The 15,436-nt window shown below is 46.5% G+C and carries 13 protein-coding genes; 11 read left to right on the top strand and 2 right to left on the bottom strand.

Going from position 1 to position 15,436, the window contains the following annotated elements; genetic code table 11:
* The first annotated feature begins 1 nt into the window (after position 1).
* The 5 genes from rsxD (at position 2) to gloA (ending at position 4,189) form a co-directional block, all read left to right on the top strand.
* On the top strand, positions 2-1,051 hold the full coding sequence (gene rsxD / locus L5M11_RS09220) for an electron transport complex subunit RsxD (protein WP_263145747.1): 1,050 nt from the start codon (positions 2-4) through the stop codon (positions 1,049-1,051).
* Positions 1,052-1,123: 72 nt separating this feature from the next.
* Positions 1,124-1,762 carry an electron transport complex subunit RsxG gene (rsxG, locus tag L5M11_RS09215; protein WP_105252444.1) on the top strand — a complete coding sequence of 213 codons (639 nt, stop codon included), beginning with the start codon at positions 1,124-1,126 and terminating at the stop codon, positions 1,760-1,762.
* Positions 1,755-2,453, top strand: a complete 699-nt coding sequence (locus L5M11_RS09210; RefSeq protein WP_028760019.1) for an electron transport complex subunit E — start codon at positions 1,755-1,757, stop codon at positions 2,451-2,453. The genes rsxG and L5M11_RS09210 overlap by 8 nt, the downstream gene beginning before the upstream one ends.
* Before the next feature lie 192 nt (positions 2,454-2,645).
* On the top strand, positions 2,646-3,287 hold the full coding sequence (gene nth / locus L5M11_RS09205; RefSeq protein ID WP_113939645.1) for an endonuclease III: 642 nt from the start codon (positions 2,646-2,648) through the stop codon (positions 3,285-3,287).
* Between the two features lie 491 nt (positions 3,288-3,778).
* A complete protein-coding gene (gene gloA, locus L5M11_RS09200; protein WP_006087315.1) occupies positions 3,779-4,189 on the top strand; it encodes a lactoylglutathione lyase in 411 nt (136 codons plus the stop codon).
* Positions 4,190-4,347: 158 nt separating this feature from the next.
* On the opposite strand, the gene msrQ is transcribed toward gloA, so the two are convergent.
* Both msrQ and msrP read right to left on the bottom strand, forming a co-directional pair.
* Positions 4,348-5,010 (bottom strand): protein-methionine-sulfoxide reductase heme-binding subunit MsrQ, encoded by a 663-nt coding sequence (gene msrQ / locus L5M11_RS09195; RefSeq protein WP_113939639.1) that lies wholly within the window; start codon positions 5,008-5,010, stop codon positions 4,348-4,350.
* A gap of 46 nt (positions 5,011-5,056) precedes the next feature.
* Complete coding sequence (gene msrP, locus L5M11_RS09190; protein WP_263191924.1) at positions 5,057-6,091, bottom strand: protein-methionine-sulfoxide reductase catalytic subunit MsrP; 1,035 nt, start codon at positions 6,089-6,091, stop codon at positions 5,057-5,059.
* 253 nt (positions 6,092-6,344) lie between these two features.
* Here msrP and rmuC point away from each other — a divergent pair, with 253 nt between their 5' ends.
* The 6 genes from rmuC (at position 6,345) to L5M11_RS09160 (ending at position 15,313) form a co-directional block, all read left to right on the top strand.
* A complete protein-coding gene (rmuC, locus tag L5M11_RS09185; protein WP_263185576.1) occupies positions 6,345-7,919 on the top strand; it encodes a DNA recombination protein RmuC in 1,575 nt (524 codons plus the stop codon).
* 81 nt (positions 7,920-8,000) lie between these two features.
* Complete coding sequence (locus L5M11_RS09180; protein WP_263185573.1) at positions 8,001-9,926, top strand: transglycosylase SLT domain-containing protein; 1,926 nt, start codon at positions 8,001-8,003, stop codon at positions 9,924-9,926.
* A gap of 239 nt (positions 9,927-10,165) precedes the next feature.
* Entirely contained in the window at positions 10,166-10,870 is a 705-nt protein-coding gene (locus L5M11_RS09175; RefSeq protein ID WP_263191922.1) for an EAL domain-containing protein, read from the top strand.
* 185 nt (positions 10,871-11,055) lie between these two features.
* Complete coding sequence (locus L5M11_RS09170) at positions 11,056-11,967, top strand: AAA family ATPase (protein WP_028760026.1); 912 nt, start codon at positions 11,056-11,058, stop codon at positions 11,965-11,967.
* A gap of 71 nt (positions 11,968-12,038) precedes the next feature.
* A complete protein-coding gene (locus tag L5M11_RS09165) occupies positions 12,039-13,145 on the top strand; it encodes a DUF58 domain-containing protein (RefSeq protein ID WP_258547612.1) in 1,107 nt (368 codons plus the stop codon).
* Positions 13,142-15,313 carry a DUF3488 and DUF4129 domain-containing transglutaminase family protein gene (locus L5M11_RS09160; RefSeq protein ID WP_263191920.1) on the top strand — a complete coding sequence of 724 codons (2,172 nt, stop codon included), beginning with the start codon at positions 13,142-13,144 and terminating at the stop codon, positions 15,311-15,313. Before L5M11_RS09165 ends, L5M11_RS09160 begins: the two co-directional genes overlap by 4 nt.
* Positions 15,314-15,436 lie beyond the last annotated feature (123 nt).

The following is a 15,436-nucleotide window of genomic DNA, read 5'->3' as shown; positions in this document are numbered from 1 at the left end:
AATGGCGTTTAAAATAGCCTCATCACCCCATGTCACACGTAATTTGCAAACCTCAACTGTGATGCAAAGGGTGATTTTATGTTTACTGCCGGGCCTTGTGGTGCAATGCGCCTTTTTTGGCTGGGGCACACTCGTGCAAGTCCTGCTGGCGATCCTCGTAGCCTTAAGTTGTGAGGCCGCGGTGATGAAACTTCGCAATCGTAATATCAAAGCCAGCCTTAGCGATAACAGCGCCATGCTGACCGCAATCTTGATTGGTGTCGCCATTCCTCCCCTAGCACCTTGGTGGATGATAGTGATGGGCACCGCCTTTGCGATCGTTATCGTTAAGCACCTTTACGGCGGTTTAGGCCATAACCTGTTTAACCCTGCAATGGCGGCGTATGTATTGCTGCTAATCTCATTCCCAGTGCAAATGACCACTTGGATAGCACCGAGTACCGTTGCGCTGCATTCACCTAGCCTAGCTGAGAGCTTGCAACTTATCTTCAACATTGGCGCCCACGTTAACTTGGAACAGTTTCGTTTAGGGATAGATGGCATCGCAATGGCGACGCCACTCGATACCCTTAAAACCGATTTATCCCTAGGATTAACCACCACTGAAAGCCTGACTAAAGCCATTTTTGATGGCAGCACAGGTGTAGGTTGGTTCTGGGTGAATTTAGCTTATCTGGCTGGCGGTTTAGTGTTACTTAAACTGAAAGCCATTCGTTGGCACATCAGTACTGGCGTGTTATTGGGGCTCTTTGTTGCATCGAGTATCGGTTTCTTACTGTCGCCCGATACCCAAGGCAGTCCCCTATTACATTTGTTTTCTGGCGCGACCATGTTAGCGGCATTTTTTATCGCAACCGATCCCGTCACAGCTGCAACCAGCCCCCGTGGTCGCATTATCTTCGGCGCGTTAATTGGTGTGTTGGTGTATATCATCCGCATTAAAGGCGGTTACCCTGACGCCTTTGCTTTTGCCGTGTTATTGGCTAACCTCTGCGCCCCCTTTATTGACTACTATGTGCGGCCACGCACCTATGGTCATTCAGCTAGCTAAGGCCATTGGGCGGACTAGTCATGCTACAAGATAATGTCATTCTGCTGGTTACGAGAGCTTAAGGAAAAAGAGTTGAAAAATCCGATGATTAAAAATGGTTTTTTATTGGCACTGTTTGCCTTGATTTGCACGGGTCTCGTCGCCGCGGTCAATCAACAAACCTTTGACAAGATTAAGCAGCAAGAACAACAGGAATTGATGCGAGTATTGCAACAATTAATCCCTGATGAAATTCATGATAACGAGCTTACCGCTCAGTGTACCTTGCTATTAAACAAAGAAGCATTAGGCACGGATAGTCCAATGCCGGCCTATATTGCTACCCATGCAGGCAAGCCTGTCGCTATCGCCATGGAAGCCATCGCACCCGATGGCTATAGCGGTAATATTAAATTAATTGTTGGGATTAATATCCAAGGTGAAGTCTTAGGCGTACGTACCTTGTCCCACCAAGAAACCCCTGGGCTGGGTGACAAAATTGAACTACGTAAATCGAATTGGGTCACTCAGTTTGTTGGTAAAGTGCTGGGCTCTGCAGATGATAAGCAATGGTTAGTTAAAAAAGATGGCGGTGATTTTGACCAATTTACCGGTGCAACCATCACCCCGCGCGCTTATGTTAAAGCAGTCAAAAACGCGGTATGGTATTTCAGCACTAACCAAGCACAAATTTTCAGCCAGCCGCTAAATTGTGAGGCCAACCATGACTAATTATCGCGAAATTGCGTGGCAAGGACTGTGGAAAAACAACCCAGGCCTAGTGCAACTGTTAGGTTTATGTCCGCTACTCGCGGTTACTGCAACGATCACTAACGCCCTTGGCCTTGGTCTAGCCACTATGCTGGTGCTAATTGGCTCTAACATTTTGGTGTCACTGGTGCGCGACTATGTACCCAAAGAAATTCGTATTCCTGTGTTTGTGATGATCATCGCCGCGCTAGTCACCACAGTGCAACTGCTCATCAATGCCTATGCCTACGGCCTGTATTTATCCCTTGGGATCTTCCTGCCATTAATTGTGACGAACTGCATCATCATCGGCCGCGCCGAAGCCTTTGCCTCGCGTAATAATGCGTTTAGTGCCGCCTTCGATGGTCTAATGATGGGCCTTGGTTTTACTTTAGTGCTTACAGTGCTGGGCGCAACGCGGGAAATCTTAGGTCAAGGCACACTGTTTGATGGTGCGGATCAACTGCTCGGCCCATGGGCTAAATCGTTAACCATGCATCTATGGCAAGTCGATACCCCATTTCTCCTTGCTATGCTGCCACCCGGTGCATTTATTGTGATGGGATTATTGATCGCATTGAAAAATGTGATTGATAAAAAAGTCAAAGAACGCCAACCTCAAGTCGCCGCAGAACCGAGCGTTACCCGCGCACGGATCACTAAGGTAGGTTAGGCTTTCAAGTAACGACAGGCATTATGGCGCTCGTGTTAACGCGTTTAATGTGTGCCTAGCACATGATGAGCGGCAAAACTCAAAGCATAAGAAAATCAGCGAACGTGGGTTGTAAACTCATCAATCATCATTAATAGGATATTAATAATGAACGGTTGAGAGTTGAACCCCACCACAGCGCAGGAATCGTACATGAATCAAGAAAAACGTATCCAGATCCTCACTCGTCTTCGCGATAACAATCCCAAACCTGAAACCGAACTCAATTTTTCAAGTCCCTTCGAACTACTAGTGGCTGTGACGTTATCGGCCCAAGCAACAGATGTGAGTGTCAACAAGGCAACAGACAAGCTCTTTCCTGTGGCAAACACAGCCCACAGCATTTATGCCCTTGGCGTAGAAGGTTTAAAGCAATACATAAAAACCATAGGCTTATATAACAACAAAGCCATCAATGTGATCAAAGCCTGTGAGATCTTGATTGAAAAGTACAATGGCGAAGTACCAGAAAACCGCGAAGCCCTAGAGTCTCTGCCCGGCGTTGGCCGCAAGACGGCTAACGTGGTACTAAACACTGCGTTTGGTTGGCCAACCATCGCCGTCGACACCCATATTTTTCGCCTCGCCAATCGCACTAAATTCGCGCCCGGCAAGAACGTAGTCGAAGTGGAAGAGAAAATGCTAAAAGTCGTGCCAGCTGAATTTAAAGTCGATGTACACCACTGGTTTATCTTGCACGGACGCTACACTTGCCTTGCGCGCAAACCCCGCTGTGGCAGCTGTATCATTGAAGACTTGTGTGATTTTAAAGAAAAAATTTATCCTGAAGAATAAGCTTCGAATCAACTGAGTGGAGCAAATTGACGTTTCAGTGTTGTTTTCACCTTGATTAGACTGGATTTCAGACAAACAAAAAGCCGCAATTGCGGCTTTTTGCTTAACTTGGAACTGGGTTAACTCAAACTTGTATTAGTCGTTAAAACATTGAAACAAAGAACGCACTGAAAAATAAAGCAATAACAACTGTGGTGCCTAAAGCCATTTTAAGTTCGGTGTTCATCATTCGCTCTCCTAGTTGGTATGGCTACATTATTATCAACCCAGTGATAAAAACCCATGTTTGTCTCTGTGTTTTGTGAGCGATAGCCAATTTATCGGCAATTTTCTCTTCTAAATCCTGAAAATTCCTCTTACAGACAATCATTTCCCTATCCTAAGCGTTAATCTGGGTCAAGCGCTGTAAAAAACAATGGCTGACATTTATCGAGGTCCATTTACGGATTTTTGGTATACTCCACCCCGTAATCTATTTAGAGAGAGGACCTATGTCGCAACTATTACATACTATGATCCGCGTCGGTAACTTAGAACGCAGTATTGCTTTTTATACTGAAGTGCTCGGCATGAAACTACTTCGCACCTCTGAAAATCCAGAGTACAAATATTCTTTAGCTTTCGTGGGTTACGGTGAAGAATCCACAGGCCAAGCCGTGGTTGAACTGACCTATAATTGGGGCACTGACAAATATGATTTAGGCACAGGCTTTGGCCACTTAGCGATTGGTGATGAAGATATCTACGCCCGTTGCGCTGCTATTGCCGCAGCCGGTGGCAAAGTGACTCGCGCCCCAGGTCCTGTCGCAGGTGGTACCACTGAGATTGCGTTTGTTGAAGATCCAGACGGTTATAAAATTGAGTTCATTCAAATGAAATCAGCAACCCAAGGTTTAGGTTAAGTCCTGTCAACTGAACCCGAAAAATAGCTGAGCAAGACTATTTATTCAGCGAAAAATGCCGGATCTTCATTCGGCATTTTTGTTTTTATACTTTAGATATCACGTTATCCACAAAGAAAAACAAATAAAACCAGTGATTTACTGCTCGCGCCATACGTCTAAACCGACTTTATCGAAGCTTTATCTTGTGTCAGCTTTCGCTCGGTTTTGTTCGCCACTTTACGGCTGAAATGACGTTTAAACCAAGGCGTGCGCCACAGCAGCAACACACTAAAACCTACGATATACAGACTTGGCTCGATGATTTCCGATTTTACCGACCAGTAAAAATGGATTGGCGCCAATATAGCGACTAAATACACCCCATAGTGCAAGGTTTGCCAACGACGTCCCATCTTACGCATCAAGGCTTTAAACGAAGTTATCGCCAAAGCGGAAACGATAAGATAAGCCACAGCGCCGACTAAAATATACGGCCGTTTTACCACTTCACTAAACAGTAATTCCCAAGCAAACAACAGATCTAAACTAAAAAAGGCCAAGATATGTAAAGTGGCATAGGCAAACACATATAACCCCACTAAACGGCGGGTCTGCATCAACAGCCCTTGCTTGGTCAACTTGGCAATCGGTGAGATCAGTAAGGTCGCCGCTAGCGCATTTAATGCGCCTATGCCTGTGTAGTGAATAATGTGCTGCACGGGATCGCCACCCGCACGGCCAAGCACCACAGTGAGCACAAGGTAGACGATGGGCACTAAACCCAACAAATGAAATAACGCCTTTAGCCAAAACAAGTGCTTAGCGGTTAATCTCAACATAGTTTGTCCCCGCTTAATAGCGAATCCCCAAACAACAAACCAATCATCAATAGTATTTCCTCAGATCCATGCCGTCATACAGTGAAGCCACAAACTCGCCGTAACCGTTGAACGGCTGGGTATCGATGCGGGTTGCTGAAAACAATCCCCCCTCGCCGATACGACGCTCTGTGGCCTGCGACCAGCGCGGATGATCCACCGTCGGATTAACGTTGGCATAAAATCCATACTCGTGTGAGGCAAGCTGATTCCAGCTGGTCGGCGGTTGTTTATCCATGACACGAATTCGCACGATTGATTTAATGCTCTTAAAGCCATATTTCCACGGCACCACTAAGCGAATGGGCGCGCCGTTCTGCGGTGGCAGGGTTTTGCCGTACAAACCGACCGACATTAAGGTTAAATCGTTCATAGCTTCGGCTATCGTGAGGCCTTCAACATAGGGATAATGAATACCTCCCCCCATTAATCGGCTCTTCTGCCCCGGCATTTGTTCGGGATCGAAGGCGGTTTCAAAGGCGACATACTTGCCCTTACTGGTGACGCCAACTTTTTTCAATAATGCCGCCAGCGGGAACCCCACCCAAGGGATCACCATAGACCAAGCTTCAACGCAGCGCAGGCGATAGTTACGCTCCTCAAGCGGGAACATTTTAGTCAGATCATTAAAATCTAAAGTCATGGGCCGTTCAACTTCACCTTCGATACGCAGTTGCCAAGGATCGACTTTAAAGTCTTGGGCATTATTGAAGGGATCTTGTTTGTCCGTACCAAATTCGTAGAAATTATTATGCTGCGTCACTTTATCAAACGGGGTTAACACATCGGCGTCACCGTACTGCTTATTGGATTGAAACGTCAGTGGCGTAGTGATAAATGAGGACTTAGGTTGATCGCCAAATAGATCGAATAATCCAGCCTGCACATAACCGGGCACGCTGGCACCGATAGCACCGAGTCCCATGGTTTTTACAATTTGCCGACGCGAGCGAAATACCGCTTCTGGCGTCACTTGGTTGTCTTGCATGTGCCACTGCGCTTTTTTAAGAATACCTGGGGTAAAACGGGAATGTTTAGCCAATTGACACCTCTACCATCCAATGATTAAAGCCACCGAGTCGCGATAAAAACCTTCTCTGGCGCTCGTCTGTATCGCTCACTCTTATATAGACAGGTAAAAGCCAGAAAAACTTTCCACCCGTGAATAAATTCACCTTAAACGTATAAGACTTGCTCATTCAAGCATTAAGCGCAGATATAGTTGATTAAAGGGCTTGAAGCCTGTTGGGGGGCATGCGAACCTAAGCGCCAAAGCTAAAGGAGTGCTATTGATCATGCCATTTTCTCAATCTTTTTCTGTCGCCGAAATCATCGGCCTTCTCGCCATTGCCTTCTTAGGCCTGTTGATCGGTGCTCTGCTCAATCAAAAACTCACCCGCCAACGCTGGCAACTACACAAAGACCAACTTGAGCAAGAAATGCGTCAAGTAAATGAAGATGCAGAATTATCCTTAGCACAACAGCAAATTTTGGTCGATGACAAAGAAGCGCAATTACGTCAATACCAGCAACGCCTTGAGCTCAAAATTGAACAACTGGGCAAAGCCGAGGCCTTAGCCGAACGCGTGCCCACCTTAGAGCAGCAATTAAATGATAGCCAGCGCCGTCAGTTAGAGATCCAATTAGCCCTGTCGAAATCCAATGCCATGCAGCAAACCATTCAAGCCAAGGCCGATGCCCAGCAAGAATCGCTGCAGGATAAAATTGCCAGCTTAGAATCGGCCGAAGTGCGTTTACAAACCCAATTTGAAAACCTCGCAAACCGTATTTTTGAAGAACGTAGCGAAAACTTTAAGCACCAAAATGCCAGCCAACTCGAAGGCGTACTTGGGCCATTAAAACAACAGCTTGAAGGATTCAGACAGCAAATTCGTGAATCCTACACCCACGAACAATCCGAGCGCAGCGCCCTTAAACATCAACTTGAGCACCTGCGGGAGCTCAATCTGAAGATGAGCCAAGATGCCATCAACCTGACCAAAGCGCTCAAGGGCGATAACAAACAGCAAGGTAACTGGGGTGAAGTGATCCTCGATCGCGTTCTGCAGGAAAGCGGCCTACGTGAGGGCCATGAGTACCATACTCAGCAAGATCTCAAGGATGATAGCGGTAAACGCTTTAAGCCGGATGTGATTGTGCATCTGCCAGAAAATAAAGATGTGGTCATCGATGCTAAGATGTCGCTGGTTAGTTATGAGCGCTATTTCAACAGTGAAGATCCAGCACTGCGCCAACAGGCCATTAACGAGCATGTCATTTCAATTCGCAGTCACATTAAAGGCTTAAGTCAAAAAGATTATCAACATCTGCACGGGCTTAAGAGTCTCGATTATGTATTGATGTTTATTCCTATCGAACCGGCATTTTTACTGGCATTGGAGCATGATCCTAGCCTAGTCAATTTTGCCCTTGAGCAAAATATCATGCTCGTTAGTCCAACGAATTTGTTGGTGGCCCTGCGCACAATTAACAATATTTGGCGCTACGAATATCAAAATCAACACGCACAAACCATTGCAAAACAAGCGGGTCGAATTTACGACAAGTTATGTGGTTATATTGAAGATATGGAAAAACTCGGCCGCGCCTTAGATAATGCAGAAAAAACCTATCACAGTGCAATGAACAAGCTGTCATCGGGCAAAGGCAACCTAGTGCGTCAAGCCCATTTAATGCAGCAGCTCGGGGTCGATACCAGCAAACAACTGGATAAAATGCTGCTAGAAAAAGCACTCAATGAAGCCCAGGACGATAACGACACTCAGGATGACGACTCTGAACTTAATCTATCGCATACCCGCGATCCTAAGGACACAGAACTCGAGCCTGTCGAGTGCGATGATAGATAACAAGAATTGAACACCCATTAATTACCTCAAATCGATACGGACATGTCGATTGATACCTTGATGCCCGGAGGCAAACGCTCCATGTGCAAAGCAGTTATAAATGTGGTTATATCCAGTGCAATATTGCTCGCAGGCGTTTTGAATGCCCCTGCTGCACTTGCGTTAACGTCAACGCAGAAAACCTTTCTTGAGGCCGAAAAAGCCCTGAAGAAGCAAGATTATGCAACCTACAAACCCCTACGGGCAAAACTAGGTAATTATCCGCTCGCGATTTATTTAGATCATGATATCGACATCGGTGCTCTTAATGCCTTACAGGGTTATGCAGCTAAAGCCTTGATTGAAAAATATGAAACCACCCCCATGTACAATAGGCTAAGGTCTAAATATTTAAACAATGCTGGTAGCCAAAAACGCTGGAATGATTATCTTGCGATCACCCCTGAAGCGCCTACCGACATCCGCCTGCAGTGTTATTACTATGAGGCGAAACTCGCCAAGGGCGATCTAAAAACGGCTTATGCGGCCGCACAATCACTTTGGGTATTTGGGGGTTCGCGACCAAAGGAATGTGATCCTCTTTTCAACACATGGACCAAAGCGGGCAAACGCACACAAGATGTCGTATGGGCGCGAATGATGCTGAGTTTCGAGGCTGGTGAAACGAGTTTACTGAGTTTTTTATCCCAAAAAATCACCACCCATAGTAACGAAGCTAAGCGTTTAGTCGCCGTCTATAAAGATCCCAATAGCCTGCGCCATACCGAAAAGTTTAAAGATAAAAATCCCATTGTCGGTGACATTGTTGCCGCAGGATTAAAACGCCTTGCCCGTAAGGATCTCGACCAAGCCATTAATTTGTATGAACGGTATCAAAAGGCCCATCGTTTTACCCCAGAACAAGCGCAGCAACTCGATAAATACCTTGTTCGCCGCATTTTAATTGAACAAGATGATAACTATAAAAACTATGTCGACAATGTGCTCACTGAGCTGAAAAATGACGACTTATTTGAGCGCCGTTTAAGATGGGCTATCCGCGATCACGACATGCGCAGTATTGCCCGTTACTTGAACCTACTCCAACCAGAAACCTTGGCAAAGGAACGTTGGCAATACTGGCTTTATCGCACCAATGCCAAAGAAGCGCCTGAAAGCGCCATAAAAGCGCTCGCGACAATCAGTAATGAACGTAATTTTTACGGTTTTGCTGCTGCGCAGTTCTTAAATAAACCGGTATCACTCAATCAAAGCCCTGAGCCTGTTGTTGATGCCAATAGCCAAAAGTTAACCGATGATCTCGGCTTTGTCAGAGTGCAAGAGTTAATGGCGCTCGACCGTTATTTCGATGCTCGCTATGAATGGATGTCACTACTAAAACGCAGTGACAATACGATGCGAGCACGTTATGGACGCTATGCCCATGAACAGGGCTGGTACGATTTTGGTGTTGAAGCCAGTATTCAAGGTAAGTTGTGGGATGATATTCCTCTACGCTTCCCTATGGCACACCAAGCCGGTTTTGAGCACGCCAGCAAAAAGCATAGGGTTAACATCGATGAGATCCGTGCGATTAGCCGCCGCGAAAGTGCATTCTATCTTTATGCGACCTCGGGTGTAGGTGCCCGTGGCCTAATGCAAATTATGCCCGCCACGGCCAAAGCTACCGCCAAAAAACACGGGGCCAGATATAGCGATCCAAAGGATCTCTACAGCGCAGAGCTTAACCTCAATCTTGGTAGCGCTTACTATGCCCAGTTGTTGAAAGAGTTTAACCAAAACCGCATCCTCGCCACGGCTGCCTATAACGCGGGTCCCTCTCGCGTGCGTCGCTGGTTATCAAACTCTGATGGCAAACTCGATGCCATGGGCTTTATCGAGGCGATTCCCTTTACTGAAACCCGTGAATATGTTCAAGCCGTCCTCAGCTATCGATTGATTTATGAGGCGCAAAAGCAAAAAGCACAGCCATTATTCAGCGAAGCTGAGCTTAAGTTTGCTTACTAACTCGCGACATGAAAAGGAACTCGATACTCAGCAGCATCGAGTTCCTACTTTTCAGCATACCCTAGGGTAAAGCTCATGCTTTAACCACCAAAAATTCTAAATGTTATTCTCTAAATTCAAATAATTAGCAAAGCGAATAATTATTCAGCAATCACGCCGTTTTATCGAAAACTTGTTTGCACTGAAGGGCGTTAAATGCGAATAATTAGTATTAAAGCATTAAGAATCCCATTACACCCATGATTAACCTTAGTTCGTTAACGCTTAGCTGCGAATACCAACCCTTTGTCAATCCTCATACTTTAGCCATCGACGGCTATGAAGCCTTAGCACGCTTTTACTTGCCTAATGGTGATGCGGTTGCACCTAATATTGTGTTCGAGCAATTGCATGAATCCACAGAAATACTCGCTGCAGTTGAATATCAAGCCAAGGCATTTCAACTCATCCATGCGCCGAGTCAGCAGCGAATTTTTATCAATGTTGATCCCCACGCCGTCGATGGACCACATACCGCCAAGCTCATTCGTTTGCTGTCCCACTATGAACGAGTCACGGTCGAGATCATCGAAAACACCTGCATTAACGATGCTCAGCTGGCCAGTCAATTATTCACTCAATTTAAACAAGCTAAGATACATGTGGCGCTGGATGATATTGGTGCGCCCCACTCCATGCTCAGTGTCGATCTGATGATGAACGTGGATTATCTTAAATTTGACCGTCATTGGTTAACGCACATAACACACCCAGAGGGAGCCCAATTATTAATTGCATTGGTCAACTTTGCCAAAAAGACTCACAAACAATGCATTTTAGAAGGCATAGAAACTGAAGCTCACTTAGCCTTTGCGCGGTATATCGGTGTCGACTTTGTCCAAGGCTTTTTGTTTAAATCCTGGTTTATTCGCCCCACCAGCAGCCAAGTACTGTGCCTTACGTAAGATCAGGCTAAAACGGTTTACATTCGCGCCACCAGCCCACTAAAGACCAAACCTAATGCTGTCGAGTAATTGATTTAGCACTAGAAATGCCACTGGATATACGGGCGATGATCCGCCATAGTGATAACGCACATCAGCTTGCAAATGCACCTTAAGCACACTTCCAAATGTATTAGGAGTCGCCCGTGGCACAATCTGGGATCAGCGAATTACTACAACAACTCGAACAAGTATTGCTGGGCAAGCCTAGGCAAATTCGTCTCGCTTTAGCCTGTATTCTCGCCCGTGGGCACCTGTTGATTGAAGACTTACCCGGTATGGGTAAAACCAGTATTTCCCATGGTATAGCCCAAAGCTTAGGTTTGAGCTATCAGCGGATCCAATTCACCAGTGACATGCTGCCTGCCGACATTCTCGGCGTATCGATTTTTGATAAACATCAAGCACAATTTATCTTTCATCCTGGACCGATTTTTAAGCAGATGATTTTGGCCGATGAAATTAATCGCGCCAGCCCTAAGACACAAAGTGCTTTACTCGAAGCGATGGCCGAACAACAAATTTCCGTCGATGGCATCACCCACAGATTGCCCAATCCTTTCTTTGTGATCGCGACTCAAAATCCCACCGATCAATCCGGTACATTTTCACTACCAGAATCGCAGCTCGACAGGTTTATGATGCGTCTGTCTATTGGTTATCCTAGCCACGATGCTGAACTCGCTATGCTTAAGAGCAATCATAACCACTTAACCTTAGATCAATTGCCCCAATGCCTGACACCGATGGCCTTAATGCAACTACAAGAGCAGTGCGACAAGGTCAGCGCTTCCGATGCCTTACTCAATTATATTCTAGCCTTAGTGAGTTTTTCCCGTAGCCAAAGTGACAGCGTGGGGTTATCACCGCGTGCCACCAAAGCGCTATTACAAGCGGCTAAGGCATGGGCCTTTTTAGAAGGTCGACATTATTTAGTCCCCGAAGATGTGCAAGCGGTATTTTGTTGTGTAGCGGAGCATAGACTCAGAACCAGTAGCCAATTACAGGGTGAAGCCCTATCAGAGCGAATTCTGGCGAGCGTTAACCCTATTATGTAGCAAGATACTGTAATGAGAAGATATCGCTAAAGTATGCAGTTAACGCATTAAACCAAGGAAATGACTGAGAAGTGAAACGACTGATACTCCCGACTTTCATTCCGACGTTAGTCCCGATTTGGCAACGTTGGTTAGCAAGACGCTTGCCACCGAGTCCCGAAATAACCTTAAGCCATCGCAGCATTTTTATTCTGCCGAGTGGTTTTGGGTTAGTTTGGCTCGGTCTGGTTTTACTTTTATATCTATTCGGCACTAACTATCAAAATAACTTAGTCATTGGCCTCAGCATCTTACTCCTAAGCCTTTTTAATACCTGCATTCTCTACAGTTACAAAAATCTGGCTGGCTTACATTTACGGGCCACGACGCCGCCCGAAGTCTATGCGGGCGAAACCTTAACCTTTCCCGTCCTCATCAGCACGCACCATAGTGGCCATAACATCCAGCTTAACTATCCGCATAATCGCACTTATACGGTGCAGAACCTTGGTACAGATGAACAACAAGCGCTCGTGCCCTTCGAGTATCATCAGCGGGGTCAAGTGTCACCGGGGCGGCTCAAAATTGAATCCTTCTATCCCTTAGGGCTTTGCCGCGCCTGGTCGCATGTGGATTTAGCCATTAGTCACTTAGTTTTTGCCCAGCCGATTGAAGCGCCGCTACAGCTTGAGGCTGATCATACTCAGTCGGAGCAAGATCCCCTGTTACTCGCGGGTAAACATGTATCGGGGATTGATGAGTTTAAAGGCCTTAAACCCCATGTGCTCGGCGAATCCCTCAAGCAAGTGGCATGGAAACAATGGGCACAGGGTCGCGGCATGTTGACTAAAGAATTCCAGCAGCCCCAAGGTGATCCCGTCTGGTTAAGGCTCAGACCCGATGCCAAACGCCTCGAAACCCAATTGAGTCAGTTAAGCTGGCAAGTCAATAAACTCACGCAACTTGAGCAGTATTTTGGCTTACATCTGCAAAACCCAATGGGAGACGATGTCTTGATCGCGCCCGCGATAGGCAATCACCACAGGATCGCCTGTCAAAAAGCCATTGCCTTATATCCACAATTAGCGCCTTCAGTGGCGAAGCCCCCATATCAGTCATCAGTCGCTAATCAGCCACAAAAAACGAATCAAGCTCCCCGCAAGCAGCATCATATCCCTACTTCGAGGGAGCAAGTATGAAGTTAGCGGCCAATAGCACAACACCGCAAATCGGCGACAATATTAGCCGCCAGACACTTTTTTGGTTATTGATCACCAATATTGCGGTATTAAGCCCACTATTTGATAAAACCACGCCTTGGACTTTGGGCATTTGCGCTATCTGTTTGCTGTGGCGTGTGGGGATTTATGTCGGCAAAGTGGCAAAGCCACCGCGTTTTTTGGTGACCAGTCTTGCGATCGGCGCCGCAACCACACTGGCACTCGTTTCAAAGGAAATAGGCTTACTCAATGCGCTAGTGAATCTGCTGCTGTTAGGTTATGCCTTAAAATACATTGAAATGCGTAATCAAAGGGATGTACGCGTTGTCGTCCTCGCGGGCTATTTTATTATCGCGCTGACCTTTATCGACCATCAATCCCTGCTTAATACCGCGCACTTGCTCGTGGTGACACTGATCAATACCTGCGTACTCGTGACTTTGTATCAAGATAAGCAATCCTTAAAACACACGGCTTGGATCGGTGGCAAATTTTTACTCCAGAGCCTTCCCCTCGCGCTGCTGTTATTTTTAGTGTTACCGCGTCTTGCACCGCTCTGGTTAGTGCCCAACATGAAAGAAGCCCAAACGGGCTTGTCCGATAGTCTGGCGATTGGTGATATAGGTAAGCTTACCCGTTCGACTGAACTTGCCTTTAGGGCGAGTTTTACCAATGCAAAGCCCATTAATGCCGAGTTATATTGGCGTGCCCTCGTGATGGAGAACTATGATGGTGTCACTTGGCGCCAAGAAGCGGGGATTAAACAGTTGCAAAAAGATGCGCTGCTGTTTCCGCCCTCACGGCCCAGCCCAGCATTGATGGTTAATAATCCTGATCCCATGAGTGATCCCATGAGTAATAGTCCTGCTTCGATAAGCAGTGAAGATCAAGAGATGGCATCAAGTGCGCAAGATAAGCATAGTATTCGTTATCAAGTGATTGCTGAGCCGAGCCACCAGCCGTGGTTATTTGGTCTCGATGTGGCCTATAGCCAAGATGATAACGTGGTCAATATGCCCGACTATCGGCTGTTGGCGCTGCGCAATATCGATCAGCGAATGAGTTATCAAGTAGAGTCTTGGCCTAAGGCTAAGATGGATCTCAGGCTATCTGCGCGGCAAAGGCAGATTAACCTCGAACTACCGAGCCAAAGTAATCCACGCACTTTAACGTTAGCTGAGCAGTTTAAGACTCAGTATCCCGCGCCTAAGCCACGACTATGGGCCATGATGGGCCACTTTAATAGTGAGCCTTTCTTCTACACTCTCACGCCGCCTCCCCTTGGGCCGCAGCAAGTGGATGATTTCTTATTTGAAAACAAAGCCGGTTTTTGCGTGCACTATGCCGCAGCCTTCATTTTTATGGCGCGGGCCACAGGCTTACCCGCGCGTATGGTCACAGGCTATCAGGGCGGTGAATTTAATCCGCAAGCGGGTTACTACAGTGTGTATCAATATATGGCCCACGCATGGGCTGAGGTTTGGCTTGAAGATGAAGGTTGGGTGCGTTTCGACCCCACCGCTATGGTGGCGCCCGATCGTATCGAACAAGGTTTCGACGCCCAGTTTGATCCCGAGCAGAGTTACCTGCAGGAAAGCCCTTTTAGTAGCTTACGATTTAAATCAATGCCTTGGCTCAATGAGTTAAGACAACGTTTTGCCAGCATAGATTATTACTGGAGCGTGTGGGTACTGGGTTTTAACCAAGAGAAGCAAAATCAAGTGCTCAGTGGCATTTTAGGCGATGTGACTCACACTAAAATCGCGGTCTTTATGGGGCTCTGTATCAGCCTTATCGTGCTCTATATCGCCTACAGTGCGGGCTTATTACATTTTAGAGTTCAAGGCGATCCTATTAGCACTCGTTATCAACAGATCTGTAATCGTCTTGCACACCACGGCATTAAGCGCAAAGACAGTGATGGACCAAATCAATTTGCGCAGCAGATTATTGAGCAATACCAACACAGTGCACCAAAGCTTTGCACGCTCTTCCAAACCTTGACCCAAAGTTATGTAGCGCTGAAGTACCAAGATTTACCGGCTAAAGACTATCAAGCACATTTAACCGCATTTAAAGCGGCGGCGAAGCAACTCAACTGGTTATTGCTCAGAGCCAAAGTGAAAGATAAGTTCAATCTAGCCTAGCATTCGTCAACTGAGCTGTAACTGACGATACCTCATCAGAGCAAGCAGCAATAAACACCTAAAATTGCGGGTTAATTCCACAGAAGCAGCAATAGTGTTGAATCTTATAAATCAAACACATAG

Origin of the sequence: Shewanella sp. SM87 (assembly GCF_025653705.1) — a bacterium.
GTDB lineage: Bacteria > Pseudomonadota > Gammaproteobacteria > Enterobacterales > Shewanellaceae > Shewanella > Shewanella oncorhynchi.
The sequence above is the reverse complement of the archived record's forward strand: the minus strand, read 5'-3'. Positions and strand labels throughout refer to the sequence as shown.

Excerpts from the sequence above, each read along its gene's own strand:
- gloA (WP_006087315.1), top strand. The coding sequence starts at position 3,779 with ATGTCGCAACTATTACATACTATGATCCGCGTCGGTAACTTAGAACGC.
- rsxD (WP_263145747.1), top strand. The coding sequence starts at position 2 with ATGGCGTTTAAAATAGCCTCATCACCCCATGTCACACGTAATTTGCAA.
- L5M11_RS09160 (WP_263191920.1), top strand. The coding sequence starts at position 13,142 with ATGAAGTTAGCGGCCAATAGCACAACACCGCAAATCGGCGACAATATT.
- nth (WP_113939645.1), top strand. The coding sequence starts at position 2,646 with ATGAATCAAGAAAAACGTATCCAGATCCTCACTCGTCTTCGCGATAAC.
- rmuC (WP_263185576.1), top strand. The coding sequence starts at position 6,345 with ATGCCATTTTCTCAATCTTTTTCTGTCGCCGAAATCATCGGCCTTCTC.
- L5M11_RS09180 (WP_263185573.1), top strand. The coding sequence starts at position 8,001 with ATGTGCAAAGCAGTTATAAATGTGGTTATATCCAGTGCAATATTGCTC.
- L5M11_RS09210 (WP_028760019.1), top strand. The coding sequence starts at position 1,755 with ATGACTAATTATCGCGAAATTGCGTGGCAAGGACTGTGGAAAAACAAC.
- L5M11_RS09175 (WP_263191922.1), top strand. The coding sequence starts at position 10,166 with ATGATTAACCTTAGTTCGTTAACGCTTAGCTGCGAATACCAACCCTTT.
- msrQ (WP_113939639.1), bottom strand. The coding sequence starts at position 5,010 with ATGTTGAGATTAACCGCTAAGCACTTGTTTTGGCTAAAGGCGTTATTT.